Raw genomic sequence first — 14,252 nt, 5'->3', positions numbered from 1 at the left:
TGTTTTAAGAGGTTTTACAGCTGTTTTCTTCACTGAATGCCTTGAAATCTTCATAAGTATAATCCGGGCATGCTCCGGATTTCGAAGTGATAAAAGCTCCCAGTGCCGTTGCCTGTTTCATAATCTCTTCCGGGGATTTTCCCAGAATTCTTTTAGACAGGAAGCCGGCCAGAAATGAATCTCCACTGCCCACAGTGTCTGCAATCTCAATATGAACAGCCGGGAAATTATAAGCAGTATCACCTACAAAATATCTTGCACCTTTGCTTCCTTTGGTAAGAACAATTTCATTCAGATTAAAATAAGTTTGAATATGTCTGATGCTGGTATCTTCATCAATATAATCTTCACCCAGATATTCAAGAATTGTTCTAAGCTCTGCCTTATTCATTTTAACAAGGTCAGCTTTATGCAATAATTTTTTGATGAATTCAAAATTGATAAAAGGAGGACGGAAATTGACATCAAAAACCCTAAATTTTGAATACTCCAAAAGTTCCAGCAGCGTATTTTGGGAAGTTTCACTCCTTGTAACCAGACTCCCAAAAACAAATGCCTCTGAATGCTGAATAAGTTCCTTATGTTCCGGAAGAGTCCGGATATAGTCCCAGGCAACTTCCTGTACAATATCATATTTAGCTTCTCCATGCTCATCAAAATCAGCAAGTACTGTTCCTGTAGCCTTTTCCTGGTCTATCTGAATAAAATCTGTTGTTATTCCCCAATCCTCAATTTGGTTAAGAAGCTGGTGTCCTAATTGATCGTTTCCTATCCTGCTGAGCATTTTGGTATCAATTCCCATTTTAAAAAGATTGTAGGCTACATTAAAAGGGGCACCACCAGCTCTGGAACCGGAAGGGAAGATGTCCCAAAGGACTTCTCCGAAGCATACGGCATAGTTGGATTGATTTGTTATCATAAAGGTTAAACGTTTAAGTTAGTATTTAAAAAAAATATTTTATATAAAAATTGGTTATTTTAAAGATGCTTTAGGAACCAGTTTTGCGGATAATGTTACCCGTTTTCCTGTTGCTGTATAATTACTGATCTGTTCATCCAGCAGCTTAATAGCTTCTTCAGCCATTTCCTCAATAGGCTGTTGGATGTAAGTGATCTCTGTTGGGAAAAGGTCATATGCATCCGTTTCATCAAATGCTACAACTGATACCTGCTCCGGAACTTTTATATTATTTTTGACAATATAGGATAATCCGGCTACTGCAAGTTTATTACTGGAAAAATAGAGTGCTGCATTCGCCGGTGTTTTTCCAAGCATCATTTCAAGCTGCAAATGTACTTCCTTTGCTATATTATCTAATCCTACCAGAATATATTGTACTTCCACTGGCTTTTCTGAAGATCTTACTGCCTTTTCAAAACCATACTGGCGGTCTAGCAGGTGAGGAAGTTCAGTTTTATATCCGATGTATATTATTGTACTAAAATCTTTTTTAAGCAGTAAATGAGTTGTGGTTTCTGCAATTTCTTGATTATTGATTGTTATGCCTGCAATTTCAACTTCTTTAAGATATCTGTCGATGGTAACAATAGGGTACTTATTATTGATGAGGTTTTCAAGTGTTTTTTCTGATCCTGCTACCGGGGCAACAATCATTCCGTCTACCTGTTGCTGTGAAAAGAGCTCTGTAAGCTTTTTAAATTTTTCTGCATTTTCATCAGAACTGCCGATAATCAGTGTATAGCCTAATTTTAGAGCCTTGTCTTCCAGGTTCCTTGCCATATGCGAGTAAAACTCATTTGATATATCTGCAACAATAAGCCCAAGAAGCTTTGTCGTATTGGTTTTAAGGCTTTTTGCTATTTTATTGGGAGTGTAGTTAATCGTTTCAGCAATGTTAAAAATTTTTTTTCTTGTTTCTTCACTGATGCGCTGGCCCTCCTTTTTGTTAAGAACATACGATACTGTGGCAACGGAAACTCCTGCCAGTGTAGCTATATCTTTTATAGAAGGTCTTTTCATTTGATTATTTAGAACGCAAAAGTATTTCATAAAATAGTAAAAAAACAATAGCGGATTTTTTTGGTGGTTTAAGAAAATAATGTAATTTCGCGGATTTTTTAATTTAACTTTAATTATCTGTATTTCAATTAGTTGCATTTTTATGATTATTTTAGTATTAACAAATTGTTACATTATTTTATCAAGGTTATTAAATTTGGTTAAACGTTTATCCAGAAAAAAATTAAATATTATATATTTACAGGATTTTCTTATTATTAAAAAATTATTCACAGTTAAATTTATAATCAATATGAAAAGGTTTTTAAGCATTATTTTTATTACTGCAGCATCTTACCTGTCTGCTCAAACAGGAATTAACACAGATGATCCAAAAGCTACCTTAGATATAACTGCAAAAAAGGAAGCTCTGAAAATTGACGGATTATTGCCTCCAAGATTAACATTAGCAGAGCTTACAGCAAAAGGCAATACTTTATATGGTGCGGCGCAGGATGGTGCCATTATTTATATAACCACTATATCCGGAGGGGGTGATACTCAAGGTCAGAGAGAATATATTGTGAGTAAGGGGCTTTATCTATTTGATGCTGAAGCGGCAAATAATGAGGGACGCTGGATGTGTTTATATTGTTTTGCTCCTATCTGATAAAAGATTAAATTTTAATCACTATCAAGCGGCTTTAGTCCGCTTTTTTTTATTTTGAAAAGTTGCTCCCAAAATATTTTTTAATGTCATTAAATATATTTAGTTTTGTTTCTAAACTATTTATTTAATAAACAATATGTCTGATGAATTAATTCTTCGTTTTAGGGCAGTCAGTAGACAGTATTCTGATGCCTCCTTACTGATGCATGAAGCAATCGCCAGGAAAGCAGGTTTAACAGGTTCTGACCATAAATACCTGGGGCTTATTCTGCAACATGAGAAATTGACTGCGGGTGAAGTTTCAAAGCTTACCGGATTAACAAAAGGGGCCGTAACAGGTCTTTTGGACCGCCTTGAATCTAAAGGGCTCATCCATAGAAAGTTCACCCGCGATGATAGAAGAAAAGTTATTATTATCCCTGATCTTCAGAATAGTATGAAACTTTTGCAGCCGTTATTTAATGATTTACAGGAAAAAACAGCTCCTGTTATCAATAGCTTTTCTGAAGATGAGATAAAAATTATTGAGCGTTATTTCCAAATGGCGGTTAATGTTATGAAGGATTTTACAGATAATCTGAATAAAACTTAAAAACAATAATAATGGAAAATATAACTGTAAATTATTTGCATAGAGCTGAAATATGGTTGTGCCTGGCCACTGTCATTTATTTTTTTATTAATGGAGCTCAGGTTTTTGAAACGCTGGTTTTGGTTCCCAAATGGACTGCTTCGCCGCCTCAGAGTTTGAAAATTTTATCTGACGATAACGGAATGAGTTTAAAAACCTTTTGGATTGTATTTCATTCAATTCATGAAGTTGTTTTTATTATGGCTGTTATTTTCTGCTGGAAAATAGACCCTGTAAGAAATTGGCTTATCGTATTGTTTGCTGTCCATTTATTAGTACGGATCTGGACTTTATCCTATTTTGCACCCAATATTATAGATTTCCAGGGAATGTCAGATCAGCCGTCTCTCACAGATACTATTACTGCCAGGATTTCAAGGTGGCAATTACTGAACTATATTAGAGTTGCTGTTTTTATAGCGGTGTCAATAGGATTTATTCCTGTATGTGTTAAGCTGTTTTCAATGCGTATTTAAATAATGCTTATTGGTATCGGATAATTGTGTTCCAATGTTCTTTTGTTTATTTATATACTATTTTAATTAATAACAATATAAAAGTATATTTATTTCAACCTGTCTTTTAGGGGCAGGTTTTTTTATGTTTTATATTTAATTTACTGTAAATCATATATTTATGTTTTGTTTTTTATTAAATTATTTAAAATAAGCAATTGGTGATTCTAAGATTTTAAAAATAAAATTAAAATTAAAGTGTATTTATACACTTTAATAAGTATATTTGTATACTAATTTGTTTGATATGAATTTTGATCTTATAAAAGCAGTTGTAGAACTTGTTCAGCAATTTGTAGAACAAAATGAGGGTAAAACGATATACAGCAACGATCTTCAGGGGTTTACAGAATGGATCAACGCTTCCCATAAAGCTGGTTCCGGGTCAGAAGATCCGGATTGGATAGGGAAGGAGTCCGGAAGAAGTTCTGATAGCATCATCAATACCTTATTGATAAGAATGGGGAAGTATGCAAAATCTTACTCCCGCTCAATCGGCAGTTCAGTTTTTTCAAGTCAGGATGATTTTATTTATCTGATAAGCCTCAAAACTATGGGAGCCATGACCAAAATGGATTTAATTAGACATAATGTGCATGAGAAATCTCCAGGTATACTTATCATTAACCGTTTAATCCGTAATGGTTGGGCAGTGCAGACAGTGTCCCCACAGGATAAAAGAACAAAACATATCCAGATAACAGAAAAAGGGCTTGCTGTATTGGAAGAGCATATGGATGAAATCCGTAAAGCTTCAAGGGTGGTAGTAGGCAATCTGAACTACTCTGAACAAATGCTGCTCATAGCCATACTCTCTAAACTGGATGAATTTCACGATTCTCTTTATCGTAAGAAACTGGAATATAGAGATTTGCTGGATGCTGCGTATAAAAGACTTAACTGATTCAGGGTTAAAGCTCCTGTTAAAACTATTAAATAAATAACAATGAATACTGGAAACTTAAGAAAGAGAATTGCGGTAATAGGTTCTGGATTTTCCGGGCTGTCTGCTGCGGCCTATGCTGCAAAATCAGGAAATGAAGTGCATGTATTTGAGAAGCATAACCAGCCTGGCGGCCGAGCAAGACAGTTTAAGACAGATGAGGGATATGTTTTTGATATGGGACCCAGCTGGTATTGGATGCCGGACATTATTGAAAGTTTTTTCGCTGATTTTAATTGTAAAGCATCCGATTTTTTTGAACTGCTTTCTTTGAATCCTCAGTTTGAGATGGTCTTTGCAAAAGACAAGGTTTCTGTTCCTGAGAAAAATGAAGATATCCGCGATCTGTTTGAAAGTATAGAACACGGAGCAGCCGGGCAATATGATAAATTTATGCAGTCTGCTCAATATAAATATGAAGTGGGAATGAAAGATTTTGTAACAAAACCCTGTTATAACTGGCTTGAATTCGCTTCTTTGAAAATAGCAGGAAGTGCACTGAAGCTAGATCTTTTAAGTGATTTCAGGAAGTATGTTTCAGGCTATTTTGATGATCCGAAGCTCAGGTCACTGATGGAATTTCCTGTTATATTTCTTGGAGCTTCTCCGAAGCATATTCCTGCCCTTTACAGTCTTATGAACTACGGAGGGTATGTTTTGGGAACAAAATATCCGATGGGAGGATTTTATCAGCTTGTTCTTGCTATGAAAGAAGTAGCAGAAAAAGAGGGGGTAGCTTTTCATTTTAATCATAATGTACAGAAAATAAATACGGAGAACGGAAAGGCTGTTTCAATAACAATAGAAGGTAAGGATTATGAATTTGATGCAGTAATAGCGTCATCTGATTATCATCACACAGAAACATTAATACCGCAATCTCTAAGGAACTATAATGATGCGTATTGGGAAACGAGAACTTTTGCCCCTTCCTGTCTTATTTATTATCTCGGGATCAAAGGGAGAATTCCTCATTTAAAACATCATACTTTATTTTTCGAAAATGAGCTTGACAATCATATAGACTGTATTTATAAAAATAAGAAATGGCCGTCTGAACCTCTTTTTTATTCATGTTGTCCATCCAGAACAGATCCTGATGTAGCTCCTGAAAACTGTGAAAATCTTTTTTTACTGTTACCTCTTGCACCGGGAATACATGATGAAGAGTCTGTAAGAGAAAAATATCTTGTAGAAATGCTTGAAAGAATTGAGAAACATACCGGTGAAACAGATCTTGTTTCCAGGATCGAATATAAAAGAAGTTATTGTGTAAGTGATTTTATTTCAGATTATAATGCTTATCAGGGGAATGCCTATGGATTATCCAATACATTATCGCAGACGGCGGTCCTGAAACCTAAAATAAGAAACAGAAAGATCAGTAATCTTTTCTATACAGGGCAGTTAACTGTTCCGGGGCCAGGAGTTCCTCCATCAATAATCTCCGGGAAAATTGTAGCAGCTGAAGTTAGTAAACTAAAAATGAAATAATATGAAAAAATTGTTTGATGAATTGTCTTACGAAGTCAGTAAGTACACTACTCAAAAATACAGTACCAGCTTTTCATTGGGAATACTTGCATTGAAGCCATCCATCAGACCGGCTGTTTATGCTGTTTATGGGTACGTGCGCCTTGCGGATGAAATTGTAGACAGTTTTCATGGCTATGATAAAGAAAAGCTTCTGAAAAGGTTAAAGGCAGAAACCTATGATGCACTGGAAGATAGGATTTCCCTCAATCCTATTCTGCATTCATTTCAGGAAACCGTTCGCCAGTATGATATTGATCTGCAATTGATAGATCAGTTTTTACACAGCATGGAGATGGATCTCCATTCAATTGATTATAACTCAGAGTTGTATAAAGAGTATATCTACGGATCTGCGGAAGTGGTTGGTCTGATGTGCCTGCAGATATTTACAGAAGGTAATAAACAGCAATATGAAGCACTTAAACCGTTTGCGATGAAGCTTGGATCTGCTTTTCAGAAAGTTAATTTTTTACGGGATCTGAAAGATGATTATCAGATTTTAGGACGAACCTATTTTCCATCTTTGAATATGTCTGTCTTTGATAATACAATAAAAGCCAGTATTGAAAAAGAAATTGAAGAAGAATTCAAAGAAGCATTGCAGGGTATTAAAAAGCTGCCGGGATCTTCCATATTTGGAGTTTACCTGGCATACAGATACTACATGTCTTTGTTTGAAAAAATAAAGAAAACAAGTTCTCAGAATATGTTGCAGCAAAGAATAAGAATTGCTAATTCACAAAAGCTGCTGGTGGCGTTTAAAAGCTATATACGTTACAAATCTGCTTATTTCTGACAGTTGAATTGATGAAAAATTAATTCTTTGGAAAGTATAATAAATCAATAAAAAATAATGATGTACAGGTTATATAGAGAGCAGCAGCTGAATTGCACTATTGAAACAGCATGGAAGTTTTTCTCATCTCCTCATAATTTATCAGAGATAACCCCTGAGAGCATGAATTTTGTGGTTCTTTCAGATGTAAAGGATAAGCCTATTTTTAAAGGAATGGAAATAGATTACACGGTCTCTCCCTTGTTAGGAATTCCCATGAGGTGGAAGACCATTATCAGCCAGGTAGAAGACGGTAAGAGCTTTACAGACTTTCAGAAAGAAGGTCCGTATAAACACTGGAATCATTTTCATGAATTTATTCCTAATGACAACGGGGTACTTATGAAAGATACTGTAGATTATGAACTCCCGCTGGGGGTTTTAGGTAAAATAGCTCATCAGCTATTTGTAAAAGAAAAACTCAAAAGTATTTTCGATTTCAGATACAGGGTTTTGAGTGACCTTTTTAACAATAAGCATAATTAAAATGAATTTTCTGATCGTTATAGGGGTATTTATTTCCATGGAAGGGGCTACATGGCTTATCCACCGGTATATTATGCATGGTTTTCTGTGGAGTCTGCACAGAGATCATCATGATCATAGTCATAATGGGAAACTTGAAAGAAATGATCTGTTCTTTTTCATTTTTGCAAGTCCGGCTATTGCTTTATTATACATGGGAGTAAAGCAGAATTTCAGTTATTGGTTTTTTATCGGTCTCGGAATAAGCCTTTACGGGATGGCCTATTTCTTTGTACATGATATTTTTATCCATCAGAGAGCAAAGGTTTTTACCCAAACAAAGAACCCGTATTTCCTTGCCATCAGGCGAGCCCATAAGCAGCATCACAAACATTTGGGAAAAGAAGATGGAGAATGTTTCGGTTTTCTGTGGGTTCCTGTTAAATATTTTAAAATGTATTTCAATAAAAAATGATGTCTTATACTTACATACTGATTAATTTTTTCACCGTCATTATTTGCTTTTTGGCCTCTTTTGACGGAAGGATACAGTTTAATAAGCTTTTCGGAAAGTTTCTGGTTTCTTCAACCATCGTGGCCATTCCTTTTATTATCTGGGATATTGTGTTTACTGCAAAAGGAGTATGGTGGTTTGATCTCAATTATACCCTGGGGTTTAAAATAGCAGGGCTTCCCATTGAAGAATGGCTGTTTTTTTACTGCATTCCTTTCTCCTGTGTTTTTACTTACTATTGCTTTGAAAAATTTTATACGCTGGCTTTGGCTAATGCTTTTAATAATGTCATAGTATTTACATCTGTTATTGTTCTCGGTGTCGTAGGACTTCTTTATTATGAAAGAATATATACTTTGCTGACGGTAATTGTAACGATACTTACACTTTGCTATCTGCATTTTATAGCCCAAAAAGAATGGATTGGAAAGGCCAGCTTTGTATATCTGGTTTTAATGCCCGGCTTTTTTGCAGTTAATGGAATCCTGACAGGATCTTTAATTCCTTCGCCGGTTGTTAATTATAATCCTGATGACTTTATAGGGATCAGAATGGGAACTATTCCTGTGGAAGATGCTGTTTATGGTTACAGCCAGTTTTTACTCAATATATACTTCTTTAAAAAAATAACTAAAAATGAAAAATAGAATCATATTTACGCTGTTAATAAGCTTCGGACTTTTACATGGAGTGATCTCCTGTTCTTCTATGCCTGAAAAAGCAAAGCCTGTCAGCCATTTTGATGTCAACCGTTATTTGGGCACATGGTATGAAATAGCCAGATTCGATTATCGGTTTGAAAAAGATCTTGATAACGCAATGGCGCAGTATAGTCTTAATAAAGACGGAAGTGTAAAAGTAGTCAATAGTGGATATAATTTTAAAAAGAACAAGTGGGTATCAGCCGATGGTACAGCCAAATTTAGAGGAGACAGGAATACGGCTGCACTGAAAGTAAGCTTTTTCGGCCCTTTTTATGCCGGATATAATGTAATTGCACTGGAAGATTACAAATATGCATTGGTTGCTGGCAAAAATTTAGATTATCTGTGGATTCTTTCCCGTGAGAAAGTCATTCCGGAACATATAAAGCAGAATTTTATCTCCAAAGCTCAGGAGATCGGTTATGATACCTCCAGACTCATTTGGGTGAAGCAGGATAAAAAAAGCCCGTTCGACAAATAGATTTATAGTAATTTAAAATCAGAAAAAATGCTCAAAATACAAGCACAATCAAAAATACCTACAGATTTTGGAATATTTACTGTATATGCATTTTCAGAAAATGAAAAAGACTGGAGTCCACATTTGGTTTGGGTGGCAGAAAATACAGATTTTACAGGAACGGTAAATGTACGTTTTCATTCGGAATGCATAACAGGAGAAGTTTTTCATTCCAAAAAATGTGAATGTGGACAACAGTTGGATGCTGCCATGAAATATATGTCTGAAAATGGCGGGGTCATCATCTATCTCCGACAGGAAGGAAGAAATATAGGAATTATCAATAAACTTAGAGCCTATGCACTTCAGGAAGAAGGATTTGATACTGTTGAAGCCAATCTTAAACTGGGGCTTCCGGCAGATGGAAGAAACTTTGATATAGCCGTTGAAATGCTCAATATTCTGGAGATCAGTGAGATTAATCTGCTGACCAATAATCCGGATAAGATCAGATCCATAGAGAATAGCGGAATCGTTCTCAATAGCCGGATTCCCCTGGAAATTGATTCCAATGAAGTGAATGAAAGCTATCTTGCCAAGAAGAAAATATACTTTGGCCATCTTTTGGAGAAGATATAATGCCTTATCTGGCGTATAAAGTTTTTTTACTTTACATTTAAATTCGGTCGTCATGGAAAAAATTCTGCTTACCGGTGCTACCGGATATATTGGTAAAAGAATGATCAGTGTCATTGCCGCACAGGGATATAAAGTGATATGCTGCTGCAGGGATGTTAATCGGTTTGAAACCGGTATGGATATTGATGATAAGCGTATTGAAGTTATTGAAGTTGACTTTCTGAAACCTGAAACATTAAAGAATATTCCTGAAGATATTTCAGGAGCATATTACCTCATGCATTCCATGAGTACTGCTGAAGATTACGAGGATTCCGAAAAGAAATGTGCCTCTAATTTTTCTGAATACATAGAAAGAACACAATGTAAACATATCGTCTATCTTTCCGGCCTTGTTAATGAAAAACAACTGTCAAAACATTTAAGCTCAAGGTATCAGGTTGAAAAAATTCTGATGGAGGGTAAAGTTCCTGTTACTGTTCTTCGAGCAGGTATTATTATTGGTTCCGGAAGTGCTTCTTTTGAAATTATAAGAGATCTTGTTGAAAAATTACCTGTGATGATCGCTCCCAAATGGCTTTATACGAAATGCCAGCCGATAGGAATTGCGAATGTTCTGGATTTTCTCATTTTTGTTTTATTTAAAGAGCAGGCTTACCGGAAAGATTTTGATATAGGTTGTGATGATGTTCTTACCTATAAGGATATGTTGCTGAAGTTTGCTGAAGTAAGAGGATTAAAAAGAACTATTTTCACACTTCCGGTGATGACTCCAAAACTTTCTTCCTATTGGCTGTATTTTATTACTTCAACCTCTTATAATCTGGCAAAGGCGCTTGTGGGAAGTATGAAAGTGGAGGTTGTCTGCAGGCCGGAAAGTCTGGCCCGGATTAAATCCATTACACAGATACAGCCGTTTTCTTATGAAACCGCACTCAAAAGGACGTTGGCAAAAATTCAGTCTAATGAAATAATCTCAAGCTGGAAAGACAGTTTCATCAGCAGCCGGAATGATTCAACCTTAAAACAATATCAGGATGTACCGAAATTTGGCTGTTTTACAGATCTCAGGAGCGAGGAGTATGACAACAGGGAAGCTTGTGTGAACAGGATCTTTGAGTTGGGAGGTAAGAATGGGTGGTACGGACAGGGGCTCTGGAAAATAAGAGGCTTTATTGATAAACTTTTTAGCGGGCCGGGCCTCAGACGGGGAAGAAGGCATCCTTCGGATCTTAAAGAAGGAGACGCATTGGATTTCTGGAGAGTATTGTATGCTGACCGTAGAGAAGGCAGGCTTATCCTGCTGGCTGAAATGAAACTTCCTGGTGAAGCATGGCTGATGTTCAAGGTTCATAAGAATAAACTATGGCAGAAAGCTGTATTTCGTCCAAAAGGTCTGTGGGGGAGAATGTACTGGTTTATGGTGCTTCCGTTTCATGGGTTTATTTTTAAAGGAATGATTAAAAAGCTTTGCGGAAGTAAATAATCTATTTTTCCTATTAAGATGTAAAATATCTATTTGTTTGAATATGAGTAGGGTAGAAGAAAATAAGATAAAGCTTTCAAGGGTAATTTGAGATTTTAAGAAATTTTAACATCCTAAATCAGTTTTTAGGCATAAACATTGTTTATTTATATACCAATTACTAAAATATTATATTATGAATAATTCAGATTACAACAAAGCGGAAAATGCAGTTAACGAAACAGAAAACTCTTTAAAAAATGCAGCTGATAATGCAAAGTGGAAGATCAGTGAATTAGCAGATAAAGCGAAAGATTACATCAATGAAAAAAGAGATAATGATCAGGAAGCTACCCAGGAAGACTGGTTGGAAAGAGTAAAGTCAAATGTTTCTGATGCATGGGAAGATATTAAGGATAAAGCGGATGAAGCATGGGAAAAGACCAAAGATGCCGCTGAAGACGTGAAGGCAGAATGGAGAAAGAAGACCAATTAAGTTAGTTTAATAATTGACCGGAACTTTTCAGTTCCGGTCATTTTTTTGTTTTCAAATGGTTTATTTGTATTCTTTTTTTTGCGTGTATACCCACTTTTCAATAAAATAGCAGAAGTGGATTAGAATTTTTAGTATAAAATTTTGCGTCCCTCCAGTTTTATGATTTCATTACTAACCATCTTTTTTACAGTTCTGATCACGGTTTCAACTCTCAATCCGGTAAGGTCGGCAATTTGCTGACGGGTAAGTTCTATAGGAAAACACTGCTGGCAGTCTCCGTCATGATAACTTTTCAGATAATCCAATAATCCTTTAAGGCGCTGAACAGGATCTGCCGATGCCATATTCCGGACCATTAAACTGTTGTAATATAATCTTTGCGATAAACACATATTCATTTCCAGCGAAAGATCAGGGTGGCTTTTAAGCATTTCCATGAAATTGTTTTTAGACAGTCTCACCACTTCTGTAGTCTGTAAACTTACAGCATTGGTAGGATAAAGCTTATCAATAAACAGAAGCGGATCTCCAAAACTTTGATTTTTGCCAAGGATGTTATGAATAAATTCTTTCCCGTTTTCAGTAAAAGTATTCAGTTTTACTTTGCCGGAGATAATCTGGTAATAATATTGTGAATGTTCACCTTCGTTGAAAATGAATTCCTTAGGTTTATACAACAGCGTTTCACTTCCGAATGAATAAAGAATTTTTGTATCAATATTCATACAGCTTATTGTTTTTTTCATAGCTTGTTTATTTTACTGAAAATTAGGGTGTTTTTTATGAAATATTATAAATAATTTCAATCCTTATGCCATTGATGTTTTTGCGGTAAAATGTGGTATTAAATCCTCAGATATAATCACGTAAAAATTACTGTTTTTTCAAATATTGTAAGTATTTTTGAAGTTAAAGTATCTGTAACTAATTATTGATTTTAACTTCTATGATTTTAATTGTTGATGACAACCAAAGCAATCTTTATTCGCTGCAAAAATTACTCGAATCTAAAGATTTTCAGGTTGAAACGGCCGGCTCCGGTGAAGAGGCCCTGGGGAAAGCACTGAAAAATGACTATGCTTTAATTATTTTAGATGTTCAGATGCCTGATATGGATGGCTTTGAAGTTGCAGAAACACTTGCCGATTACAGTAAGACCAAAGATGTACCTATTATATTTTTATCCGCTGTTAATACAGATAAAAGATTCATTACCCAGGGATATGCTTCCGGTGGTAAAGACTACGTAACCAAACCTGTAGATCCTGAAATTCTTTTGCTTAAGGTGAAAACCTTCTATAATCTTCAGGAGAAGAATATGGCGATGAAAAAAACACAGCAGAATCTGGAGCTGGAAGTGAAGGGAAGAAGAGAATCCCAGGTAACAATGAAGTCCCAGATTGATCATTTCCATCTCATGCTGGAATCCCTTCCCCAAATTGCATTTACCCTCAATGAAGACGGAATCGTTGATTTTGTTAATGGCAAATGGTATCAGTATTCTGATGCAGAACAAAATTTCCCTGAAACCCATCCTGATGATTATAACATCAGGGAAGAACTGGAAAGATGTATGAGAAAGGGAAAGGCCCTGGAATTAGAGGTCAGGATTAAAAATATCGCTTCAGGCAATTACCGTTATCATTTACTGAGAATAACACCTGTATATGAAGAAGAACGCGTTAAAAACTGGGTAGGAACATTTACTGATATTGATGATCAGAAAAAAGTGGAAAAAGAAAAAGATGAATTTTTAAGCATAGCAAGTCACGAGTTAAAAACTCCTCTTACCAGCATTAAAGCTTATGTGCAGCTATTGGAAAGAAAGCTGAAATTAGATAAAGACAGCCCCGAAGCAGGATTTGTTGCAAAAGTTCAGGGGCAGATTGAAAAGCTGAATACCCTCATCACAGACCTTCTTGATGTGTCGAAAATTGAAAATGGAAAACTGAAGATCAATAAAAAGCCGGCTAATCTGGAAAGTGTCATCAGTAATGCCATTGAAACAATACTGCAGACCCATGAGCAACAGGTGAAAATTGAGCGCCACGGAACAAAACCTGATATTTTAATTCCTTTGGATGAGATCCGTATTGAACAGGTACTGATTAATTTCCTGACGAATGCCATCAAATATTCACCCAATAATAATCAGGTAATTGTCACCACTTTTGTGGATAAGGAAGCCCAGGAAGTGAGAGTAAGTGTGACTGATTTTGGAATCGGTATACCTGATTTCAAACAAGATGCAGTATTCAAAAAGTTCTATCGTGTGGAAGAATCTTCATTGCAGTTCCAGGGAATGGGAATCGGACTGTTTATATGTGCTGAAATCATCAAACAGCATCATGGAAGCGTTGGTGTTTCCAGTATCGTAGATGAAGGTTCTACATTTTATTTTACCCTACCTTTAAATTAA

17 protein-coding genes are annotated in these 14,252 nt (G+C 35.7%); 14 read left to right on the top strand and 3 right to left on the bottom strand.

The genetic code is table 11. The features are described from left to right. Positions 1–4: 4 nt before the first annotated feature. Both EG339_RS19855 and EG339_RS19850 read right to left on the bottom strand, forming a co-directional pair. Positions 5–919, bottom strand: a complete 915-nt coding sequence (locus tag EG339_RS19855) for a carbohydrate kinase family protein (protein WP_123871631.1) — start codon at positions 917–919, stop codon at positions 5–7. Positions 920–973: 54 nt separating this feature from the next. Then, positions 974–1,981: a LacI family DNA-binding transcriptional regulator gene (locus EG339_RS19850; RefSeq protein ID WP_123871630.1), complete on the bottom strand. Its 1,008-nt coding sequence runs from the start codon at positions 1,979–1,981 to the stop codon at positions 974–976. A gap of 292 nt (positions 1,982–2,273) precedes the next feature. Between EG339_RS19850 and EG339_RS19845 the strand changes: the two genes are divergently transcribed. The 13 genes from EG339_RS19845 (at position 2,274) to EG339_RS19785 (ending at position 11,833) form a co-directional block, all read left to right on the top strand. Continuing rightward, on the top strand, positions 2,274–2,630 hold the full coding sequence (locus EG339_RS19845) for a hypothetical protein (protein ID WP_123871629.1): 357 nt from the start codon (positions 2,274–2,276) through the stop codon (positions 2,628–2,630). 136 nt (positions 2,631–2,766) lie between these two features. Next, positions 2,767–3,222, top strand: a complete 456-nt coding sequence (locus EG339_RS19840) for a MarR family winged helix-turn-helix transcriptional regulator (protein ID WP_123871628.1) — start codon at positions 2,767–2,769, stop codon at positions 3,220–3,222. An 11-nt stretch (positions 3,223–3,233) separates the two neighbouring features. Beyond that, on the top strand, positions 3,234–3,737 hold the full coding sequence (locus tag EG339_RS19835) for a transposase (protein ID WP_123871627.1): 504 nt from the start codon (positions 3,234–3,236) through the stop codon (positions 3,735–3,737). A 286-nt stretch (positions 3,738–4,023) separates the two neighbouring features. Next, positions 4,024–4,680, top strand: a complete 657-nt coding sequence (locus EG339_RS19830) for a MarR family winged helix-turn-helix transcriptional regulator (protein ID WP_123871626.1) — start codon at positions 4,024–4,026, stop codon at positions 4,678–4,680. 42 nt (positions 4,681–4,722) lie between these two features. Next, the gene (locus EG339_RS19825; protein ID WP_123871625.1) at positions 4,723–6,213 is read left to right on the top strand and encodes a phytoene desaturase family protein; all 1,491 of its coding nucleotides are present in this window, start codon (positions 4,723–4,725) and stop codon (positions 6,211–6,213) included. A 1-nt stretch (position 6,214) separates the two neighbouring features. Further along, a complete protein-coding gene (locus EG339_RS19820) occupies positions 6,215–7,051 on the top strand; it encodes a phytoene/squalene synthase family protein (protein ID WP_123871624.1) in 837 nt (278 codons plus the stop codon). Between the two features lie 57 nt (positions 7,052–7,108). Continuing rightward, positions 7,109–7,576, top strand: a complete 468-nt coding sequence (locus tag EG339_RS19815) for an SRPBCC family protein (protein WP_123871623.1) — start codon at positions 7,109–7,111, stop codon at positions 7,574–7,576. Between the two features lies 1 nt (position 7,577). Continuing rightward, positions 7,578–8,030, top strand: a complete 453-nt coding sequence (locus EG339_RS19810) for a sterol desaturase family protein (protein ID WP_123871622.1) — start codon at positions 7,578–7,580, stop codon at positions 8,028–8,030. Beyond that, positions 8,027–8,716, top strand: coding sequence for a lycopene cyclase domain-containing protein (locus EG339_RS19805; protein WP_123871621.1), 690 nt, complete (start codon positions 8,027–8,029; stop codon positions 8,714–8,716). The genes EG339_RS19810 and EG339_RS19805 overlap by 4 nt, the downstream gene beginning before the upstream one ends. Continuing rightward, on the top strand, positions 8,706–9,254 hold the full coding sequence (locus tag EG339_RS19800) for a lipocalin family protein (RefSeq protein ID WP_123871620.1): 549 nt from the start codon (positions 8,706–8,708) through the stop codon (positions 9,252–9,254). The genes EG339_RS19805 and EG339_RS19800 overlap by 11 nt, the downstream gene beginning before the upstream one ends. Positions 9,255–9,281: 27 nt before the next feature. Beyond that, on the top strand, positions 9,282–9,872 hold the full coding sequence (ribA, locus tag EG339_RS19795; RefSeq protein ID WP_123871619.1) for a GTP cyclohydrolase II: 591 nt from the start codon (positions 9,282–9,284) through the stop codon (positions 9,870–9,872). A gap of 52 nt (positions 9,873–9,924) precedes the next feature. Further along, entirely contained in the window at positions 9,925–11,358 is a 1,434-nt protein-coding gene (locus tag EG339_RS19790) for an SDR family oxidoreductase (protein WP_123871618.1), read from the top strand. 175 nt (positions 11,359–11,533) lie between these two features. Beyond that, a complete protein-coding gene (locus EG339_RS19785) occupies positions 11,534–11,833 on the top strand; it encodes a DUF883 domain-containing protein (protein ID WP_123871617.1) in 300 nt (99 codons plus the stop codon). A 128-nt stretch (positions 11,834–11,961) separates the two neighbouring features. On the opposite strand, the gene EG339_RS19780 is transcribed toward EG339_RS19785, so the two are convergent. Then, a complete protein-coding gene (locus tag EG339_RS19780; protein WP_225718435.1) occupies positions 11,962–12,579 on the bottom strand; it encodes a Crp/Fnr family transcriptional regulator in 618 nt (205 codons plus the stop codon). A gap of 200 nt (positions 12,580–12,779) precedes the next feature. Between EG339_RS19780 and EG339_RS19775 the strand changes: the two genes are divergently transcribed. After that, positions 12,780–14,252, top strand: a complete 1,473-nt coding sequence (locus EG339_RS19775; protein WP_123871616.1) for a hybrid sensor histidine kinase/response regulator — start codon at positions 12,780–12,782, stop codon at positions 14,250–14,252.

The sequence above is a fragment of the Chryseobacterium bernardetii genome, assembly GCF_003815975.1.
Lineage (GTDB): Bacteria > Bacteroidota > Bacteroidia > Flavobacteriales > Weeksellaceae > Chryseobacterium > Chryseobacterium bernardetii.
This window is presented reverse-complemented; position numbering and strand designations above follow the sequence as displayed.

Coding starts and splice junctions, on each gene's coding strand:
- EG339_RS19815 (WP_123871623.1), top strand. CDS start 7,109: ATGATGTACAGGTTATATAGAGAGCAGCAGCTGAATTGCACTATTGAA.
- EG339_RS19775 (WP_123871616.1), top strand. CDS start 12,780: ATGATTTTAATTGTTGATGACAACCAAAGCAATCTTTATTCGCTGCAA.
- EG339_RS19825 (WP_123871625.1), top strand. CDS start 4,723: ATGAATACTGGAAACTTAAGAAAGAGAATTGCGGTAATAGGTTCTGGA.
- EG339_RS19790 (WP_123871618.1), top strand. CDS start 9,925: ATGGAAAAAATTCTGCTTACCGGTGCTACCGGATATATTGGTAAAAGA.
- EG339_RS19835 (WP_123871627.1), top strand. CDS start 3,234: ATGGAAAATATAACTGTAAATTATTTGCATAGAGCTGAAATATGGTTG.
- EG339_RS19785 (WP_123871617.1), top strand. CDS start 11,534: ATGAATAATTCAGATTACAACAAAGCGGAAAATGCAGTTAACGAAACA.
- EG339_RS19805 (WP_123871621.1), top strand. CDS start 8,027: ATGATGTCTTATACTTACATACTGATTAATTTTTTCACCGTCATTATT.
- ribA (WP_123871619.1), top strand. CDS start 9,282: ATGCTCAAAATACAAGCACAATCAAAAATACCTACAGATTTTGGAATA.
- EG339_RS19855 (WP_123871631.1), bottom strand. CDS start 919: ATGATAACAAATCAATCCAACTATGCCGTATGCTTCGGAGAAGTCCTT.
- EG339_RS19780 (WP_225718435.1), bottom strand. CDS start 12,579: ATGAAAAAAACAATAAGCTGTATGAATATTGATACAAAAATTCTTTAT.
- EG339_RS19820 (WP_123871624.1), top strand. CDS start 6,215: ATGAAAAAATTGTTTGATGAATTGTCTTACGAAGTCAGTAAGTACACT.
- EG339_RS19845 (WP_123871629.1), top strand. CDS start 2,274: ATGAAAAGGTTTTTAAGCATTATTTTTATTACTGCAGCATCTTACCTG.
- EG339_RS19810 (WP_123871622.1), top strand. CDS start 7,578: ATGAATTTTCTGATCGTTATAGGGGTATTTATTTCCATGGAAGGGGCT.
- EG339_RS19850 (WP_123871630.1), bottom strand. CDS start 1,981: ATGAAAAGACCTTCTATAAAAGATATAGCTACACTGGCAGGAGTTTCC.
- EG339_RS19800 (WP_123871620.1), top strand. CDS start 8,706: ATGAAAAATAGAATCATATTTACGCTGTTAATAAGCTTCGGACTTTTA.
- EG339_RS19840 (WP_123871628.1), top strand. CDS start 2,767: ATGTCTGATGAATTAATTCTTCGTTTTAGGGCAGTCAGTAGACAGTAT.
- EG339_RS19830 (WP_123871626.1), top strand. CDS start 4,024: ATGAATTTTGATCTTATAAAAGCAGTTGTAGAACTTGTTCAGCAATTT.